This window comes from Kocuria turfanensis, from assembly GCF_001580365.1.
Classification (GTDB): domain Bacteria; phylum Actinomycetota; class Actinomycetes; order Actinomycetales; family Micrococcaceae; genus Kocuria; species Kocuria turfanensis.
The window spans coordinates 1,425,484-1,441,594 of the sequence record NZ_CP014480.1 but is presented as its reverse complement, the minus strand read 5'-3'; the positions used below and the strand labels follow the sequence as shown (position 1 = coordinate 1,441,594).

At 74.1% G+C, this 16,111-nt stretch carries 14 protein-coding genes; 9 read left to right on the top strand and 5 right to left on the bottom strand.

The window, feature by feature from the left end; genetic code table 11:
• The first annotated feature begins 178 nt into the window (after positions 1-178).
• Together AYX06_RS20170 and AYX06_RS06605 are read left to right on the top strand one after the other, a co-directional pair.
• Positions 179-337 carry a hypothetical protein gene (locus AYX06_RS20170; RefSeq protein ID WP_170301020.1) on the top strand — a complete coding sequence of 53 codons (159 nt, stop codon included), beginning with the start codon at positions 179-181 and terminating at the stop codon, positions 335-337.
• The gene (locus tag AYX06_RS06605; protein WP_062735090.1) at positions 334-921 is read left to right on the top strand and encodes an RBBP9/YdeN family alpha/beta hydrolase; all 588 of its coding nucleotides are present in this window, start codon (positions 334-336) and stop codon (positions 919-921) included. Before AYX06_RS20170 ends, AYX06_RS06605 begins: the two co-directional genes overlap by 4 nt.
• 18 nt (positions 922-939) lie before the next feature.
• On the opposite strand, the gene AYX06_RS06600 is transcribed toward AYX06_RS06605, so the two are convergent.
• Both AYX06_RS06600 and AYX06_RS06595 read right to left on the bottom strand, forming a co-directional pair.
• Complete coding sequence (locus AYX06_RS06600; RefSeq protein ID WP_062735089.1) at positions 940-1,857, bottom strand: metallophosphoesterase; 918 nt, start codon at positions 1,855-1,857, stop codon at positions 940-942.
• 14 nt (positions 1,858-1,871) lie between these two features.
• Positions 1,872-4,028, bottom strand: a complete 2,157-nt coding sequence (locus AYX06_RS06595; protein WP_062735088.1) for a transglycosylase domain-containing protein — start codon at positions 4,026-4,028, stop codon at positions 1,872-1,874.
• A gap of 91 nt (positions 4,029-4,119) precedes the next feature.
• Here AYX06_RS06595 and AYX06_RS06590 point away from each other — a divergent pair, with 91 nt between their 5' ends.
• The 3 genes from AYX06_RS06590 to AYX06_RS06580 are packed head-to-tail and all read left to right on the top strand — an operon-like array spanning position 4,120 to position 5,750.
• Positions 4,120-4,314: a hypothetical protein gene (locus tag AYX06_RS06590; RefSeq protein WP_062735087.1), complete on the top strand. Its 195-nt coding sequence runs from the start codon at positions 4,120-4,122 to the stop codon at positions 4,312-4,314.
• A 40-nt stretch (positions 4,315-4,354) separates the two neighbouring features.
• Complete coding sequence (locus tag AYX06_RS06585) at positions 4,355-4,840, top strand: RidA family protein (protein ID WP_062735086.1); 486 nt, start codon at positions 4,355-4,357, stop codon at positions 4,838-4,840.
• Positions 4,841-4,880: 40 nt separating this feature from the next.
• Entirely contained in the window at positions 4,881-5,750 is an 870-nt protein-coding gene (locus AYX06_RS06580) for an NUDIX hydrolase (RefSeq protein WP_062735085.1), read from the top strand.
• Between the two features lie 41 nt (positions 5,751-5,791).
• Here the strand turns inward: AYX06_RS06580 and AYX06_RS06575 are convergent, their stop codons facing one another.
• A complete protein-coding gene (locus tag AYX06_RS06575) occupies positions 5,792-6,469 on the bottom strand; it encodes a Crp/Fnr family transcriptional regulator (protein WP_047801914.1) in 678 nt (225 codons plus the stop codon).
• Positions 6,470-6,723: 254 nt separating this feature from the next.
• Between AYX06_RS06575 and AYX06_RS06570 the strand changes: the two genes are divergently transcribed.
• The gene (locus AYX06_RS06570; RefSeq protein ID WP_062735084.1) at positions 6,724-7,896 is read left to right on the top strand and encodes a MarP family serine protease; all 1,173 of its coding nucleotides are present in this window, start codon (positions 6,724-6,726) and stop codon (positions 7,894-7,896) included.
• A gap of 4 nt (positions 7,897-7,900) precedes the next feature.
• Here AYX06_RS06570 and aroQ read toward each other — a convergent pair whose 3' ends face one another.
• Both aroQ and acs read right to left on the bottom strand, forming a co-directional pair.
• The gene (aroQ, locus tag AYX06_RS06565; protein WP_062735083.1) at positions 7,901-8,350 is read right to left on the bottom strand and encodes a type II 3-dehydroquinate dehydratase; all 450 of its coding nucleotides are present in this window, start codon (positions 8,348-8,350) and stop codon (positions 7,901-7,903) included.
• A 121-nt stretch (positions 8,351-8,471) separates the two neighbouring features.
• Complete coding sequence (gene acs, locus AYX06_RS06560) at positions 8,472-10,421, bottom strand: acetate--CoA ligase (protein WP_147017439.1); 1,950 nt, start codon at positions 10,419-10,421, stop codon at positions 8,472-8,474.
• Positions 10,422-10,596: 175 nt separating this feature from the next.
• Here acs and nth point away from each other — a divergent pair, with 175 nt between their 5' ends.
• The 3 genes from nth (at position 10,597) to AYX06_RS06545 (ending at position 16,070) form a co-directional block, all read left to right on the top strand.
• Positions 10,597-11,472, top strand: a complete 876-nt coding sequence (gene nth, locus AYX06_RS06555) for an endonuclease III (protein ID WP_062735082.1) — start codon at positions 10,597-10,599, stop codon at positions 11,470-11,472.
• 86 nt (positions 11,473-11,558) lie between these two features.
• Positions 11,559-12,248, top strand: coding sequence for an NUDIX hydrolase (locus AYX06_RS06550; protein ID WP_232319445.1), 690 nt, complete (start codon positions 11,559-11,561; stop codon positions 12,246-12,248).
• 111 nt (positions 12,249-12,359) lie between these two features.
• Positions 12,360-16,070, top strand: a complete 3,711-nt coding sequence (locus AYX06_RS06545; RefSeq protein ID WP_062735081.1) for an nSTAND1 domain-containing NTPase — start codon at positions 12,360-12,362, stop codon at positions 16,068-16,070.
• Positions 16,071-16,111 lie beyond the last annotated feature (41 nt).

Genomic DNA, 16,111 nt, shown 5'->3' with positions numbered 1-16,111 from the left:
TCCGGGAAGTCGGGGCAGCCGGTGTGGTGCGTGCCACAGTCCATGGTAGGACCACACCGGCGGGGGCGGAGCCTCCGCGTCGGGCCGTTGCGCGCGGGCGGTTGTGACCGGCGCCGATTTGCGGGAAGCTCGCCCCACGGGCACCCGGGCCCGCAACCCGACCCTGGAGGAGACGACCATGGACCCCATCTGCCCGTCCTGCGGAGGACCGCTGCGCCAGATCCCCGAGGACCAGTGGCCCGAGGGCGGACCGGTGCCCGACGGCACCGAGGAGATGTATCTCTGCGACCGCTCCAACCACCGGATCATCGTGGCAGTGCCCGAGATCTCCGGATGACCGTCCCGGACCCCGACGTGCGCACCGTCGTGGTGGTGCACGGCTACGACGCCGCCCCCGACCAGCACTGGTTCCCGTGGCTGCGGGCGGCGCTGGCCGCCGACGGCGTGCGCACCGTGCTCGTGGAGCTGCCCGAGCCCTCCGCCCCGGAGCCCGCGGCGTGGCAGGCCGCCGTGGCGCGGGCGGTGGGCGAGCCCGACGAGCACACCCACCTGGTCGGCCACAGCCTGGGCTGCATCACGATCCTGCGCCACCTCGCCGGCCTGCCGCAGCCCTGGTCGCTGGGCGGGCTCGTGCTCGTGGCCGGCTTCACCGGCCCGCTCGAGAGCGAGCCCTCCCTCGACGCGTTCCTCGCCGAGGACGTGGACGTCGCCGCGGTGCGCACCCACGTGCGGCGCCGGCTGGTGCTCCGCTCCGACGACGACCCCACGGTGCCGCCGGCCGCGACCGACGCGCTCGCGGCGCGGCTGGACGCCGAGGTGCAGGTGGTGGGCGGGGCGGGGCACTTCCGCGGCCGGGACGGGATCACCCGGCGCCGTGGCGGGTCGGCCGGTGAGGTCCGGCCGCTGGGAGTCCGTCGGTGAGGTCCGGCCGGCGGGGTGTCAGTCGGTGAGCGTCAGCAGCACGGCCTCCGGCGGGCAGAACAGCCGGATGGGCGCGAAGCGGGAGGTGCCCAGGCCCGCCGAGATGTTGACCGGGACGCCGCCCTGGGTGATCAGGCCCTTGCAGCGCTCCGGTTCGAGGTCGCAGTTGCTCACCAGCGCCCGCCCACCCGGCAGGCAGACCTGTCCGCCGTGCGTGTGGCCGGCGAGCACCAGGTCCGCGCCGTCGGCGGCGAAGCGGTCCAGGGTCCGCAGATAGGGGGCGTGGGCCACGCCGAGGCGCAGGTCCGCCGTCCCGGGCGCCCCGAAGCCGGGGTGCCGGTCGTAGCCCAGGTGCGGGTCGTCCACCCCGGACAGGTCCAGGCGCAGACCGGCGACCTCCATCCGGGCGGAGCGGTTGATCAGCGGGGTCCACCCGGCGGCGTCGAAGGCGTCGTGCATCGCCCGGGTGGGCAGCCGGGGGGCCTCGTCCCGGGCCTCCCCGGAGGTGTCCCGCCACAGGTAGCGCAACGGGTTCTTCAGCCGCGGCGCGAAGTAGCAGTTGGACCCGGGGACGTAGGCGCCGGGGAAGCGCAGGAGCGGCTCCAGGATCTCCAGCAGCCAGGGCAGCGCCTCGGGGTGGGAGAGGTTGTCCCCGGTGTCCACCACCAGGTCCGGCTGCAGCTGCGCCAGCGAGTGCACGAAGTCCTTCACCGACCGCTGCCCGGGCCACACGTGCAGGTCGGACAGGTGCAGGATGCGCAGCGGCGGGCTGCCCGCGGGCAGCAGCCGCAACCGTTCGGTGCGCAGCTGGAAGCGGCGGCGCTCGACGACGACGCCCCACGCCCCGAGGCCCGCCGCCGCGGCGGCGCCGGCCCCCGCGGCGGCGGCGGCCGCGCGCAGGGCCGGGGCGGTCTGTGCGGTGTTCGCGGTGCTCATCCGGCGGTCCGGGGTCAGCCCGGACGCGAGGTGCCGTTGCGGCCCTCGAGCACCCGCTTGGAGGGCTCCTCGAACTTGCCGGTGTCGTAGTCCCGGGCCACCTCGCGCATGAAGCGCTGCCACTGGCCGCCGGCGTAGGTGGAGCCGTCCACCCAGTCGTCGCCCTCGGTGCGCTTGCCGCCGATGGACAGCCCGTTGAGGGAGCGGGAGCCGAACTCGTAGTTGCCGACCCACGAGGCGGTGGCCAGGCCCTTGGTGTAGCCGACCATCCAGGTCTGGGTCGAGTTGTCCGTGGTGCCCGTCTTGGCGGCGGAGGCCCCCGGCAGGTCGATGTCCCGCTGCCAGCCCGACCCGCGGATCAGGGTCTGGTTCAGGGCGTAGTTGACGCCGTCGGCGACGTCCTCGTCGATGACCTGCTCGCAGGAGGTCCCGGGGATCTCGTACTCCCGGCCCGTGTAGTCCACGACCTTCTCCAGGGCGCGCGGCTCGCACATCTCGCCGCGGTTGGCGAAGGCCGAGTAGGCCCGGGCCATGGTCATCGGGGAGATGTCCACGGAGCCGCCCAGCAGGGAGGACAGGACCGTGGTGTCCACGGGCTCGCCCGCCTTGCCGTCGTGGATGCCCAGGGCCTCGGAGATCTCCCCGATGTGGCACAGGTCCAGGTCCTCGGCCATCGCGTAGATGGCGGTGTTGATGGAGTTGTACAGGCCGAAGTCGGCCTCCATCTCCCGGGTGTAGCCGGGCTCCGCGTTCTGGATCTCGAAGCCCTCGCCGTTGTTGCCCGGCTCGATCTTGTAGCCGCGCTCCAGGCAGGAGGCCTTCCACCGGTGGTCCGCCGGCCACCGGGTCTGCGTGGCGTCCAGGTTGTCCTCGGCCCCGTTGCCGGCGTCGATCCACGTGGCGTAGGTCAGCGGCTTGTAGGTCGAGCCCACCTGGAAGCCGCCGGCCCCGCCCATCGAGCGGTCCACGTTGAAGTTGTACGTGGTGTTGGAGTCGCCCTCCTCGCCGGAGTAGTACGTGTTCTGCGCCATGGCCACGATGTCGCCGTTGGTGGGCTCGAGGGACACGAGCGCGGTGGAGACGTTGTCCGGGTTGTCATCGCGCGGCTGCGTCTCGTTGACCGCCTCCTCGGCGCTGCGCTGGGCCTCGACGTCGAGGGTGGTGGTGATCGTGAGCCCGCCCAGCTGCAGCGTCTTGAGCCGCTCCTCGGGGGTCTCGCCGAACGCCGGGTCCTGCAGGATGAGGTTCTGGACGTAGTCGCAGAAGTAGGGGGCGATCTCCGCGGCGGTGCACCCGGAGTTCGTGCGGTGCAGGTCCAGCTGGATGGGCTCGGACGCGGCGGCGGCGTGCTCCGCCTCGGTGATCGCCCCGGTGCTGAGCATCGTGTCGAGCACGATGTTGCGCCGCTCCGTGGCCGCCTCGGGGTTGGCGGCGGGATCGTAGTAGTTGGGGGACTGCACCATGCCGGCCAGCACCGCGGACTGGGAGATGCTCAGCTCCGAGGCCGGGATGCCCCAGTAGTACTGGGCGGCGGCCTCCACGCCGTAGTTCTGCCCGCCGAAGAGCACCATGTTGAGGTAGCCCTCCAGGATCTGGTCCTTGGACAGCTCCTGCTCCATGGACAGGGCGAGCTTGATCTCCTTGATCTTGTCCGCGTAGCCCTTGTCGGCGCCGATGGTCGTGGCCTCCTCGCCGGCGCGGACCTGGGAGTCGATGATCAGGTTGTTCACGTACTGCTGCGTGATCGTCGAGGCGCCCTGGCGCGCGTCCGGGCGGATGATGTTGTTGCCCAGCGCCCGGGCGATGCCGCCGAGGTCCACGCCGCCGTGCTCGTAGAAGTCCCGGTCCTCGATGGCCAGGATCGCGTCCTCCATGTGCGGGGAGATCTGCTCCAGCGGGACGGGGGTGCGGTTCTGCGCGTAGAACGAGGCGATCTCGGTCCCGTCGCGGGCCACGACCGTGGACGCGCGGGACATCGGCCCGGCCTCCATCTGGGCCGGGAGGTCCTTGAACCACCCGATCGAGGCGTTGGCGGCGAGACCCGCGGCGGCTGCGGGCGGGACCAGGAGACCGGCGGCCACGATGCCGGCAACGATGCTGGTGGCGATGAACGCCACGACGTTGCCCAGGGCCGACGGTGACTGCGCGGCAGAGTTCTTGCGGGAAGCCATTGGGACAGTCTACAAGTGCGAACCCGGCCGGAACCGGCGGACGGGCCGTCACCGCGGAGCACGTCCCGCCGTTCGTGGCTACGCTGGGGCCATGACTACCTGGGAATACGCCACCGTGCCGCTCATGATCCACGCCACCAAGCAGATCCTCGACAACTGGGGCGACGACGGGTGGGAGCTCGTCACCGTGCTGCCGGGCTCCACGCCGGCCGACGTCCCGGCGGGCAACATGAACGCCCCGGTGCAGACCAACCCCATCGCCTACTTCAAGCGCCCCAAGGGCTGACGGCCGGGCACCGCGGCACCAGAGATCCTCGGAGGAATCCATGAGCAACCCATCCCTCGTCGACGCCCGTCTCGCCGAGCTCGGCCTCGAGCTGCCGGCGGTCGCGGCCCCCGTGGCCGCGTACGTGCCCGCCGTGGTCACCGGTTCCTGGGTGCACACCTCGGGCCAGCTGCCCTTCGTGGGCGGCGAGCTGCCCGCGACCGGGAAGGTCTCCTCGTCGGGGGCCCCCGGCACCGTCTCCCCGGAGGCGGCGCACGAGCTCGCGGCCCGGGCCGCGCTCAACGCCGTCGCGGCGGTCAAGGACGCGGTGGGGGACCTGGACCGGGTGGTGCGCATCGTCAAGGTCGTGGGCTTCGTCGCCTCCGCCCCGGACTTCACCGGCCAGCCCGCGGTGATCAACGGCGCCTCCGAGCTCCTGGGCCGGATCTTCGGCGACGCCGGGGTGCACGCCCGCTCCGCGGTGGGCGTCGCGGTCCTGCCGCTCGACTCGCCGGTCGAGGTGGAGCTCGTTGCAGAGTTCCGCTGAGCCCCCGAGCGGCGCCCCCCGGAGGGGCCGGGCGCCGCAGGTGCGGTACTTCGAGGTCCCGGAGCGCCAGCGCGGGGCCGCCGAGGCCTGGCTGGAGCGCGGCTCCGGCATCCCCGGCAGCACTCCCACGCCGGCCTCGGCGGTGGTGTTCGTCCGCGACGGGGAGCACGGCGTGGAGACATATCTCACCTACCGTCCGGGCAACTCGCCGCTCGGCACCGTGGGCTTCCCCGGCGGGCCCGTGGAGGCCCACGACGACGAGCCCCTGGACTGGGCCGGCCCCGTGCCCACGGAGTGGGCGCGCCGGCTGGGCATGGACGGGGACGTCAGCCGCGCCCGGCGCGCCGTGGTCGCCGCGGCGCGCCACGCGTTCGAGGAGGCCGGCGTGCTGCTGGCCGGTGCGGACCCGATGAGCACGGTGGAGTCCGCGGAGGGCGCCGAGTGGATGAGCTCACGCGAGGCCCTGGCGGTGGGGGACGTGTCCCTGGCCCAGGTGCTCGGACGCCGCCGGCTCGTGCTGCGCACGGACCTGCTGCGGCCCCTGGCGCACTGGGTCACCTCCGACTTCGCCCACCGCCGCTACGACATCCACTACTTCACCGCGGTGGTCCCCGACGGGCAGGTCCCCGTCCCGCTGCAGTCCAAGGGCGTCTGGGGCCGGTGGGTGGAGGCCGCCGAGGTCGTCTCCGACCCGGTGGGCAGCCGGCTCGGGGACCTGGTGGGCCAGGAGGACACCGTGGGCCGCACGGTCGGGGACCTGTCCTCGCCCGGGGTCCAGTGCGTGCTGGAGTCGGTCGCCGAGTGCTCCTCGGCCATCGCCTTCCTCGCCCGGAAGCGGGCCGTCGTGACCCGCAACCCGGTGCTCGAGGTCCGGGACGGCCGCCCGGTGCTGCGCCTCGACTGGTCCTGAGCCCCCGGCACGACGGCCGGAACGGACACGGCCCGGTGGGCTCAGCGGCTGCGCTGCTTGAGCCGCTGCAGGTCCAGGATCACCACGGCGCGGGCCTCCAGCCGGATCCAACCGCGCTGGACGAACTCGGCCAGTGCCTTGTTGACGGTCTCCCGGGAGGCGCCCACGAGCTGGGCCAGCTCCTCCTGCGTCAGCTCGTGCGCCACGAGGATGCCGTCCGTGGCGGGGCGGCCGAAGCGGTCGGCCAGGTCCAGGAGGGCCTTGGCCACGCGGCCGGGCACGTCCGAGAAGACGAGGTCGGCGAGGCTCTCGTTGGTGCGCCGCAGCCGGCGGGCCAGGGCCTGGAGCAGCTGCGCGGACACGTCCGGGGAGCGCTCGATGACCTTCTTGAGGTTCTCGTGCTTGAGCCCGGCCAGGCGCGTCTCGGACACGGCGGTGGCGGACGTGGAGCGCGGGCTCGGGTCGAACAGGGCCATCTCGCCGAACAGCTCGCCCGGGCCCATGATGGCCACGAGGCTCTCGCGTCCGTCCGCGGCGGTGCGCCCGAGCTTGATCTTGCCCGAGACGATGAAGTACAGCTGGTCGCCCGGATCGCCCTCGTGGAAGAGCGTGGAGCCGCGCGAGAGGTCGACCTCGGTGAGCTCCTCGGTCAGGGCGGCGAACGCCTGGTCGTCCAGGGACGCGAACAGGGGAGCGCGGCGGAGGACGTCGATATCCATGGTTCTCCTCAGAGTAACGCCGCCGTCGAGCCGTGGCCCGCGGCGGCCGATGTCAGCGGGAGTCGCCCGCACCTGCGTGTGAGCGACCTAACGTACCTGACGTTCACTGTAGTGTCTCCGGCGCGCGATTCCCAAGGACGGGCGTGGCGGGCCGGGGGCGGGGACAGGCCGGCCCTACGAATCTCACAGCCGGGGTCCCTATGCTGGTGGCTCGCTCCCGGGCCCCGGCCCTCCAGAACATCCAGAGGAACCCGATGTCTCCGTCCTTCAACCTGCTCGACGTCCTGCTGGTCGTGGTGCTGCTGGGCTATCTCTTCTACGGGTTCAGCCGCGGGTTCTTCAACTCCCTGTTCTCGCTGGCGGGCCTCGTGCTCGGCGGCGTGGCGGCGTTCACCGCCGCGCCGTGGGTCAGCGCGCAGGTCGACGCCCAGTACCGGGTGGGCGCCGTGCTGGCCACGGTGCTCGTGCTGCTGATCGCGGGCCAGATGCTCGGCGGGATGCTCGGGCGCGCCCTGTCCGCGGTGACGGAGCGGATGCGCCTGGGGCTGCTGAACCGGATCGCCGGGGCGGCCCTGGACGTCACCGTTGCCGCGCTGGTGCTCTCGCTGCTCGCCTCGCTCGTGGGCCAGCTCGGCATCCCCTCGGTGTCCCAGCAGGTCGCCTCCTCCGCGGTGCTGCGCACCATCGAGGAGCGCACCCCCGCCCCGGTCCGCGAGGTGGTGACCGAGGCCCGGGACGCCGTGGGCGGGGCCACCGGGATCCGGCAGCTGGACGCCCTGCTGTTCCCGGCGGCGGAGGCCCCCGCGGAGGGCGCGGCGACGCCGGCGCAGGAGCAGGCCGGGGAGTCCGTGCTGAAGGTGTACGGCACCGCGGACGAGTGCCGGCAGAACCAGACCGGTTCCGGGTTCGCCACGGCCGCCGGTCAGGTGGTGACCAACGCCCACGTCGTCGCCGGGGTCGCCGAGCCCGTCGTGCAGACCCGGGACGGGCAGGTGCACACCGCCTCGGTCGTGCACTACGACCCGGACGCGGACCTCGCCGTGCTCTCCGCCCCGAGCCTGCAGGTGCCGGGCCTGGCGCTCGGGCAGGATCCCGCGCCGGGGGACCTCGTCGCGTTCATGGGCTACCCCCTGGGCGGGCCCTTCGCCGTGGGGCCCGCCACCGTGCAGGGCGCCGCCCTGGCCCCGGTGCCCGGTGACGGCGCGGCCCCCGCGACCATGGAGATCATCCAGCTGGCCGGTGAGGTGCAGCAGGGCAACTCGGGCGGGCCGCTGGTGGCCCAGGACGGGACGGTGGTCGGGGTGGTCTTCGCCAAGGCCCTCGAGGGGCAGGTCGGCTACGCCCTCACCCTGGCCGAGCTGCGCGGCGCCCTGGACCAGGCCGCGGGCCGGACCGAGGCGCTCGTGCCGGGCACGTGCGCGGCCTGAGGGACTAGGACTCCAGGGTGCGCAGCAGGTGCTCGACGGCCAGCTCGTAGCCGAGGGCGCCCGCACCGGCGATCACCGCGTCCGCCTGCAGGGACACGTAGGAGGTGTGCCGGAACGGCTCGCGCCGGTGCACGTTGGACAGGTGCACCTCGACCACGGGCAGCTCCGCCGCCTCGAGCGCGTCGTGGATCGCGATCGAGGTGTGGGTGTACGCCGCGGGGTTGATGACGATGGCCGCGCCCGCGGTCCGGGCCTCGTGGATCTGGTCCACCAGCACGCCCTCGTGGTTGGTCTGGCGGAACTCCACCTCCCACCCGCCGGCCGCGGCCCGGGCGCGCACGGCCTCCTCGACGTCCGCGAGCGTCGTGGTGCCGTACACCTCCGGGCGCCGGGTGCCGAGCAGGTTGAGGTTCGGGCCGTTGAGGACGTAGATCGGTCTGCGCGTGGTGGTCATGCCCCGCATCCTCTCACCCCGGCGCACCGGTCCCCGGACGTGGCGGCGCCCCCTCGCGCGGCAGGTGCGAGGGGGCGCCGCGGTCCGGTGCCGGACTGCCGGGCGGCAGTCCGGTGCGGGACTACTTGGCCAGCGAGTCCACGATCTGCTGCATGACCGTCTGGTCCGCGAGCGTCGAGACGTCGCCGACCTCCCGGTCCTCGGCGACGTCCTTGAGCAGGCGGCGCATGATCTTCCCGGAGCGGGTCTTCGGCAGCTCGGGCACGATCAGGACCTTCTTCGGCTTGGCGATCGGGGAGATCTCCTTGCCCACGTGGGCGCGCATCTCCTCGGCGAGCTCCGCCTTGTCCCGGCCCTCGGCGTCGGCCTGGTCGGAGAGGATCACGAAGGCGATCACGGCCTGCCCGGTGGTCTCGTCCGTGGCGCCCACCACCGCGGCCTCCGCCACGGAGGGGTGGGAGACGAGCGCGGACTCGATCTCGGGGGTGGAGAGGCGGTGCCCGGAGACGTTCATGACGTCGTCGACCCGGCCGAGGATCCAGACGTCCCCGTCCTCGTCGCGCTTGGCGCCGTCACCGGCGAAGTACATGTCCCCGAACCGGGACCAGTAGGTGTCCACGTAGCGGTCGTCGTCGCCCCAGATGGTGCGCAGCATCGACGGCCACGGCTCGCGCAGCACGAGGAACCCGGAGGTCCCGTTGGGCACCGGCTGCCCGTTGTCGTCCACCACGTCCACCTTGATGCCGGGCATCGGCACCTGCGCCGAGCCCGGCTTGGCCACGGTCACGCCGGGCAGCTGGGAGATCATGATGGCGCCGGTCTCGGTCTGCCACCAGGTGTCCACGATCGGGCATCGCCCGCCGCCGATGACCCGGTGGAACCAGGTCCACGCCTCCGGGTTGATGGCCTCGCCCACGGTGCCGAGCACGCGCAGCGACGAGAGGTCGTACTCGCCCGGGATCTCCTCGCCCCACTTCATCATGGTGCGGATCGCGGTGGGGGAGGTGTACATGATGGTCACCCCGTACTTCTGCACGATCTCCCAGAACCGGCCGCGGTGCGGGGAGTCCGGGGTGCCCTCGTAGATGACCTGCGTGGAGCCGTTGACCAGGGGCGCGTAGGCCACGTAGGAGTGGCCGGTGACCCACCCGACGTCGGCGGTGCACCAGTAGACGTCCGTCTCCGGCTTGAGGTCGAAGACGTACTTGTGCGTGAACGCGCCCTGCGTGAGGTAGCCGCCCGTGGTGTGCATGATGCCCTTGGGCTTGCCGGTGGTGCCCGAGGTGTAGAGCACGAACAGCGGGTCCTCGGCGCCCTGCTCGGCCGGGGTGTGCTCGGTCGAGGCGGAGCCCACGGCGTCGTGCCACCACACGTCCCGGCCCTCGGTCATCTCGACCTCGGCCTCGTTGCGGCGCACCACGAGGACGTGCTCCACGGAGGACGCGCCCTCGGAGAGGGCCTCGTCGACGGCGGGCTTGAGCATGGAGGGCTTGCCGCGGCGGAAGGATCCGTCCGCGGTGACCACCAGCTTCGCCTGCCCGTCCTCGACGCGGGAGCGCAGGGCGTCCGCGGAGAAGCCGCCGAAGACCACGGAGTGGATCGCGCCGATGCGCGCGCAGGCCAGCATCGAGATGACGGCCTCGGCGATCATCGGCAGGTACAGGGCCACGCGGTCGCCCTTGACCACGCCCAGGCCCTCCATCGCGTTGGCGGCCTTCGACACCTCGTCCTTGAGCTGCGCGTAGGTGTAGCTGCGGCTGTCGCCCGGCTCGCCCTCGAAGTGGATGGCCACGCGGTCCCCGTTGCCGGCCTCCACGTGCCGGTCCACGGCGTTGTAGCAGGCGTTGAGGGTGCCGTCCTGGAACCACTTGGCGAACGGGGGGTTGGACCAGTCGAGGACCTCGGTGAAGTCCTTGTTCCAGGTCAGGAGCTCGCGGGCCTGACGGGCCCAGAAGTCGACGCCCTCGGCCTCGGCCTGGTCGTAGAGCTCGGCGCCGGCGTTGGCCTGGGCGGTGAACTCCGGGCTGGGGGCAAAGGTCTGGGTCTCGGCGGGCGTGGTGTCCGAAGCCATGTGGTCTTCCCTTCTCGTGGCGCACCCCGCACGGACCCCCGGTGCCCCCGGACGCCCGTGTCGCGGCTCACATAGTGTCAGTGTCACCCTAGACGATCGCCCCACCCGGTTCCACAGACGCCCCGCCGCGCGGAGTCACGGAACCGGGCCCCTCGGACCGGCCTAGAATCGAGGGATGGTCCCACCCGCCGTGCCCCGCCCGCCCGCCCACCTGCGCGTCGTGGACCCCGCGAAGGCGCGGGCCGGCGCCGCGCGCCGCCGCCGCACCGGGACGCCGGAGTCCCCGCTGGCGCTCAAGCGCCGGGCCCGGCGGATCAACGCGGTCCTCGCCGGGGCCTACCCCTACGCGGTCGCCGAGCTGGACTTCCGCTCGCCCTACGAGCTGCTCGTGGCCACGGTGCTCTCCGCGCAGACCACGGACGTGCGCGTGAACGCGACCACCCCGCGGCTGTTCGCCGCCTGCCCGACGCCGCGGGCGCTCGCCGAGGCGGACGAGGCCGAGGTCCAGGAGATCGTGCGGCCCCTGGGCTTCTACCGGGCCAAGACCCGCGCGATCCAGAACCTGGCGCAGAAGATCGTCGACGAGTACGACGGCGAGGTGCCCGGCCGGCTGGAGGACCTGGTCACCCTGCCCGGCGTGGGCCGCAAGACCGCGAACGTGGTCCTGGGCAACGCCTTCGGGGTCCCCGGGATCACCGTGGACACCCACTTCGGCCGGCTGGCCCGCCGCTTCGGCTGGACGGCGGAGGAGGACCCGGTCAAGGTCGAGCGCGACGTCGCGGCGCTGTTCGCGCCGCGCGACTGGACGGACCTGTCCCAGCGGCTCGTCTACCACGGGCGCCGCATCTGCCACTCCCGCCGCCCGGCGTGCGGGGTGTGCCCCGTCGCGGACCTGTGCCCGTCCTACGGCGAGGGCCCCACGGACGCCGCCGAGGCGGCGTCGCTGCTCAAGTACGAGTTCGCCCCCGGCCGCGAGGAGCTGCTGGAGCAGTTCCTCGCCGGCCGCACCCGGGCGCAGCTGCAGGCCGACGGCTGGCCGCTGAGCTCGTGAGCGCCGCCGAGGACGTCGGGGGAGCGCCGGTGGGCCACGCCTATCAGGACCTGCTGCGGGTGGCCCGCAGCGGCCACAGCCTGCGGATGGAGGACCGCGAGCCGTGGCGGATCGGGCGCATCGACGAGAACTACCGGCGCTCCGCGGTGCTCATCCTCTTCGGGGCGCTCGACGACCTGCCCTCCCGCAGCCCCGCGCACGCGGAGGGGGTGGGGCGCGACCTCGACGTCCTGCTCGTCCAGCGCGCCGCGACCCTGCGCTCCCACCCGGGACAGGTCGCCTTCCCCGGCGGCCGCCTCGACCCCGAGGACGGGGACCCGCACGAGCTGGTCTCCGTGCCCGGCGGCCGGGTGAGCGGCGCCCATGTGCGCGCCGCCCTGCGCGAGGCCGAGGAGGAGACCGGGCTCGACCCGCGGGGCGTGGAGGTGCTCGGGGCCCTCGCCCCGGTGCCGCTGCCGGTCTCCAACCACCTCGTCACCCCGGTGCTCGGCTGGTGGCAGGACGTCTCGCCCGTGGACGTCGTCGACCACGCCGAGTCCTCCCTGGTCTTCCGCGTCCCGGTCCTGGACCTGATCGACCCGGCCAACCGGCACTACGCGACCGTCACCCGCGGCCGGCAGACCTACCGCTCGCCGGCGTTCGCGGTGCCCGTGGCCGGCACCGACTCCCAGGTGACCGTCTGGGGGTTCACCGGCGTGCTCCTGGACCGGGTGCTCACCGCCCTCGGCTGGGCCGTGCCGTGGGACACCGGCCGGGTCCTGCCGGCACCGCTGTAGCAGGTCCCGGGGACATCGCGCACCTGCGGGCGCAACATTGCCGGAGCCCCGGCAAGCCGACTTACGATGCCAGGGTCCCCCCGTGCCCACGATCCCCCGAGGAGGCTCCCGGTGGCCTCGCCCCGACCCGGCGCCGACCGGCCACGGCTCGCCGAGCAGCTCAGCGCCGCACGCCGCCGCCGCGGCCTGTCGGTGCGCGCGCTCGCCGCGGCCTGCCGCCTGCCCGCCAGCACCATCCAGGGCTGGCTCAGCGGGGCGCACCTGCCCGGCCCGGCCCTGCGCGAGGAGTTCACGGCCCTCCTGGACGCCCTCGGGCTGACCGAGGAGCGCCCGGCGGAGCTGTGGTGGGAGGACGTCAACCGCTCCCGCACGCCCGTCCAGCCGGCGACCACCCCGTACGTGGGCCTGCGCTCCTACCGCGCCGAGGACGAGGCGCACTTCTTCGGGCGGACCGCGGAGGTCGCCGAGCTCGGGGAGCGGGTGACGCGGCTGGCCGGCGCCGACGGGCCCCGCATCCTCGCCGTCGTGGCCGCCTCGGGCGCGGGCAAGTCCTCCCTGCTGGGCGCCGGCCTGCTCGGCCGGCTGCGCGCCGAGGGCCAGCCGCTGCACGGGTGGAGCGCCCTGGCGACCACACCGGGCCTGGACCCCGGGCGCCGGCTCGACGACGCGATCGAGGCGGACCCGGACCTGCTCGTCGTCGACCAGCTGGAGGAGCTGTGGACCGGCACCCGGGACGCCGAGCAGCCCGGGCGGTTCCTGGACCGGCTCGCCGCCGCGAGCCGGGACCGGGTGGTCGTGGTGGGTCTGCGCGCGGACTTCTTCGGGCCGGCCAGCAGCCACGCCGAGCTGCGCGCCGCCCTGGAGCGCCCCGTGCTGCTCGGCGCGCTGACCCGCGAGCAGCTGCAGCAGATCGTCGTCGGCCCCGCCGAGGCGGTCGGCGCCCGCGTCTCCCCGGACCTGGTCGAGGTGATCCTGCGCGACGTGGCCCCCCGCGGCGCGGAGATCGGGGTGGGGCTGCTGCCCCTGCTCTCCCAGGCCCTGCTGGGCACGTGGGAGCACGCCCGCGCCCGCGAGCTCACCGTGGCCGACTACCACGCCGCGGGCGGCATCACGGAAGCCGTGGACCGCCGGGCCGAGGAGGTCTACGACGCGCTGGAGCCCGGCGAGCGGGACCTCGCCCGGGCCATCTTCCTGCGCCTGGTGCGCGTGGTGGGCACCGGCTCCTCCGCCACCGTCGTGCGCACCCCGATGCCGCGCGAGGAGCTGCCCGAGGGCGGTCCCGCCGTGGTGGAGCACTTCGCCCGCGCCCGGCTGCTGACCGTGGACCGGGACGAGGTCCAGCTCAGCCACGAGTCCCTGCTCGACCACTGGTCCCGGCTCAGCCGCTGGATCGAGGACGGCCGGCGCGACCTCTACGTCCGGCAGCAGCTGCAGCGCGCCACCCAGATGTGGCTGGCCAACGACCGCGATCCCCTCGCGCTGATCCCGCTGGGCCAGCTGGCCTCCTTCCGGGACTGGACCGGTGACCCGCAGCAGCAGGTGCTGCTCAGCCCGGCCGAGCGCGAGTACCTGGCGGAGAGCGAGCGGCACTACGACGACGCCCTCGAGCGGCAGAAGCGCACGGCCCGGGAGATCGAGCGGCGCGGCCACGTGGCGCTCGTCCTGCTGGCCCTGGCGGTCTGCGCCGCCGTGGTCGCGGGCGCCCTCGGGATCCGGGCGGAGCGCTTCCAGGCCGACGCGGAGATGGCCCGTGACCAGGCCCTGTCCCGCCAGACGGCGCTGGAGGCCTCCCGGATCCGGGGGGAGTCGCCGAACCTGGCCGCGCAGCTCAGTCTCGCGGCGTACCGGATGGCGCCCACCCGGGAGGGCACCTCCGCGCTCATCGACGCGACCGCGGTGAGCTCCCCGGAGCGCTGGCTGGGCCCGGACGGCGCGTCCCGGCTCGCGGCGCTGGACGACGGCTTGGTGGTGGCGCGCGCGGCCGGGGACGGCCGCCTGTCCGTGTGGCGGGACTTCCAGAGCCTGGTCGAGGACCGGGAGGACGTCGTGGTCCTCGAGGGCGAGGAGCGGGGCCTGGCCGACGTCGACCTCGTCGAGCGGGACGGCAGGGTGCTCGCGGCGGTCTCCGGGACCGGCCACGTCAGCGTGTGGGACGTCACGGACCGGCCCGTGCGGCGGGTCGCCGGCCTGGAGGTGGACACCGGGACGCCGTTCAACGCGGTGGTGTTCTCGCCCGGCGGGCGGCAGCTGCTGGCCGGGGGCCGGGGCGAGGTGCTGCGCTGGTCGCTCGAGGACCCCCGGTCCCCGCAGGCGCTGCCGCGGCTGCCCCTGGGCGAGGACGCCGACGTCCTGGCCGTCGCCGCGGCCGCCGACGGCACCGTCTACGCCGGCGGCAGCTCCGCGGGCATCGTCCGGTACGCCACCGACGGCCGGGACACCGAGCGCCTCGACCCGGTGCCCACCAGCCGGACCGTCCGATCCCTGGCCCTCGACGACGACGGCGCCCGCCTGGCCGTGGGGCTGAGCGCGCGCGAGCTGCGGCTCTACGACGTCGAGGGCGACCGGCTGGCCGAGGCCGGGACCGTCCGCGACTTCGGCAGCTGGGTCAGCGACGTCAGCTTCTCCCCGGACGGGCAGCAGCTCGTGGCCGCGAGCTACGACCAGAACGCCTACGTGCACCGGCTGCCCGACCTCGCGCGCGTCGAGGTCTTCCCCACCGCCGCGCGGGTGACGGGGGCGCTGCGGGTGGGGGAGCGGCTGATCACCGCCTCACAGGACGGCACCACCCGCTCGTGGGACCTGGAGGGACCGGTGATCCACCGGCGCGGGGAACCGGTGTACCAGCTCTCCACCGACCGCTCGGCCACGGTGCTCAGCGCCGTGGGCATCGGCGAGGGCGTCGTCTCCCTGTTCGACCTCACCGGGGAGGTGCCCGTTCCGCTGCCCTCGCCGGAGGCCCCGCCCGGGGAGACCCTCTGGTACGCCGGCGCCGTGGCGCCCGACGCCTCGTTCGTGGCCGGTGGCACCGAGGACGGGGACGTCCTGCTCTGGCCCCTCGAGGACGGGCGCCCGCAGGAGCCGGCGCGGGCCGCGGCCCTGGACATGGGCGTCACGGGCGCCGACGTGACGGCGGACGGCTCCACGATCGCGGCGTGGTCCGAGGTCGGCACCGAGATCGCCCTCCTGCGCCGGGACGCCGGCGGAGGGGTCCGGCGCGTGGCCACGATCCCGGTGGCCGGGACGGAGGCGGCGCGGTTCAACGCCTCGGGCACGGTGTTCGCGGCGGCGGACGACTCCAGGAACGTGCAGCTGTGGGACGTCTCGGATCCCGCCGCGCCCCGCCGGACCGCGGAGCTCACCCTGGACTCGGTCGTGACCTCGGCAGTGTTCTCCCCGGTGGCCGACGTCCTGGCCGTGGGGACCGAGGGCGGGCGGGTGCGTCTGTGGGACGTCGCGGACCCGTCCGAGCCCCACCCCCTGGGCGAGACCTCCGACGCCCTGTCCTCGGTCAAGGGACTGCAGTTCTCCCCGGACGGCACCCGGCTGGCGGGCGCCTCCGGGGACAAGTTCGTGTGGATCTGGGACGTCGGCGCCGCTGACCTGCGCGTCTACGCGGCCCTGTCCGCCTCCGGGGACCGGATGAACGACGTGCGCTTCGTCGGCGACCGGCTGGTCGCCACCGGCGACGACGGCGTGGTGCGCAGCTGGCTGGTGGAGGCCGAGGACGCGGTCGCCGCGGTCTGCGCCGGCCGCGGCGACCGGATCACCGAGAACGAGTGGAGCCGGCACGTGACGGGAGCCCCGTACCGGGACCTGTGCTGACCCCGGCGCCGGTGGCGGGGCCTGTCGCGGAGCCTGTGCCG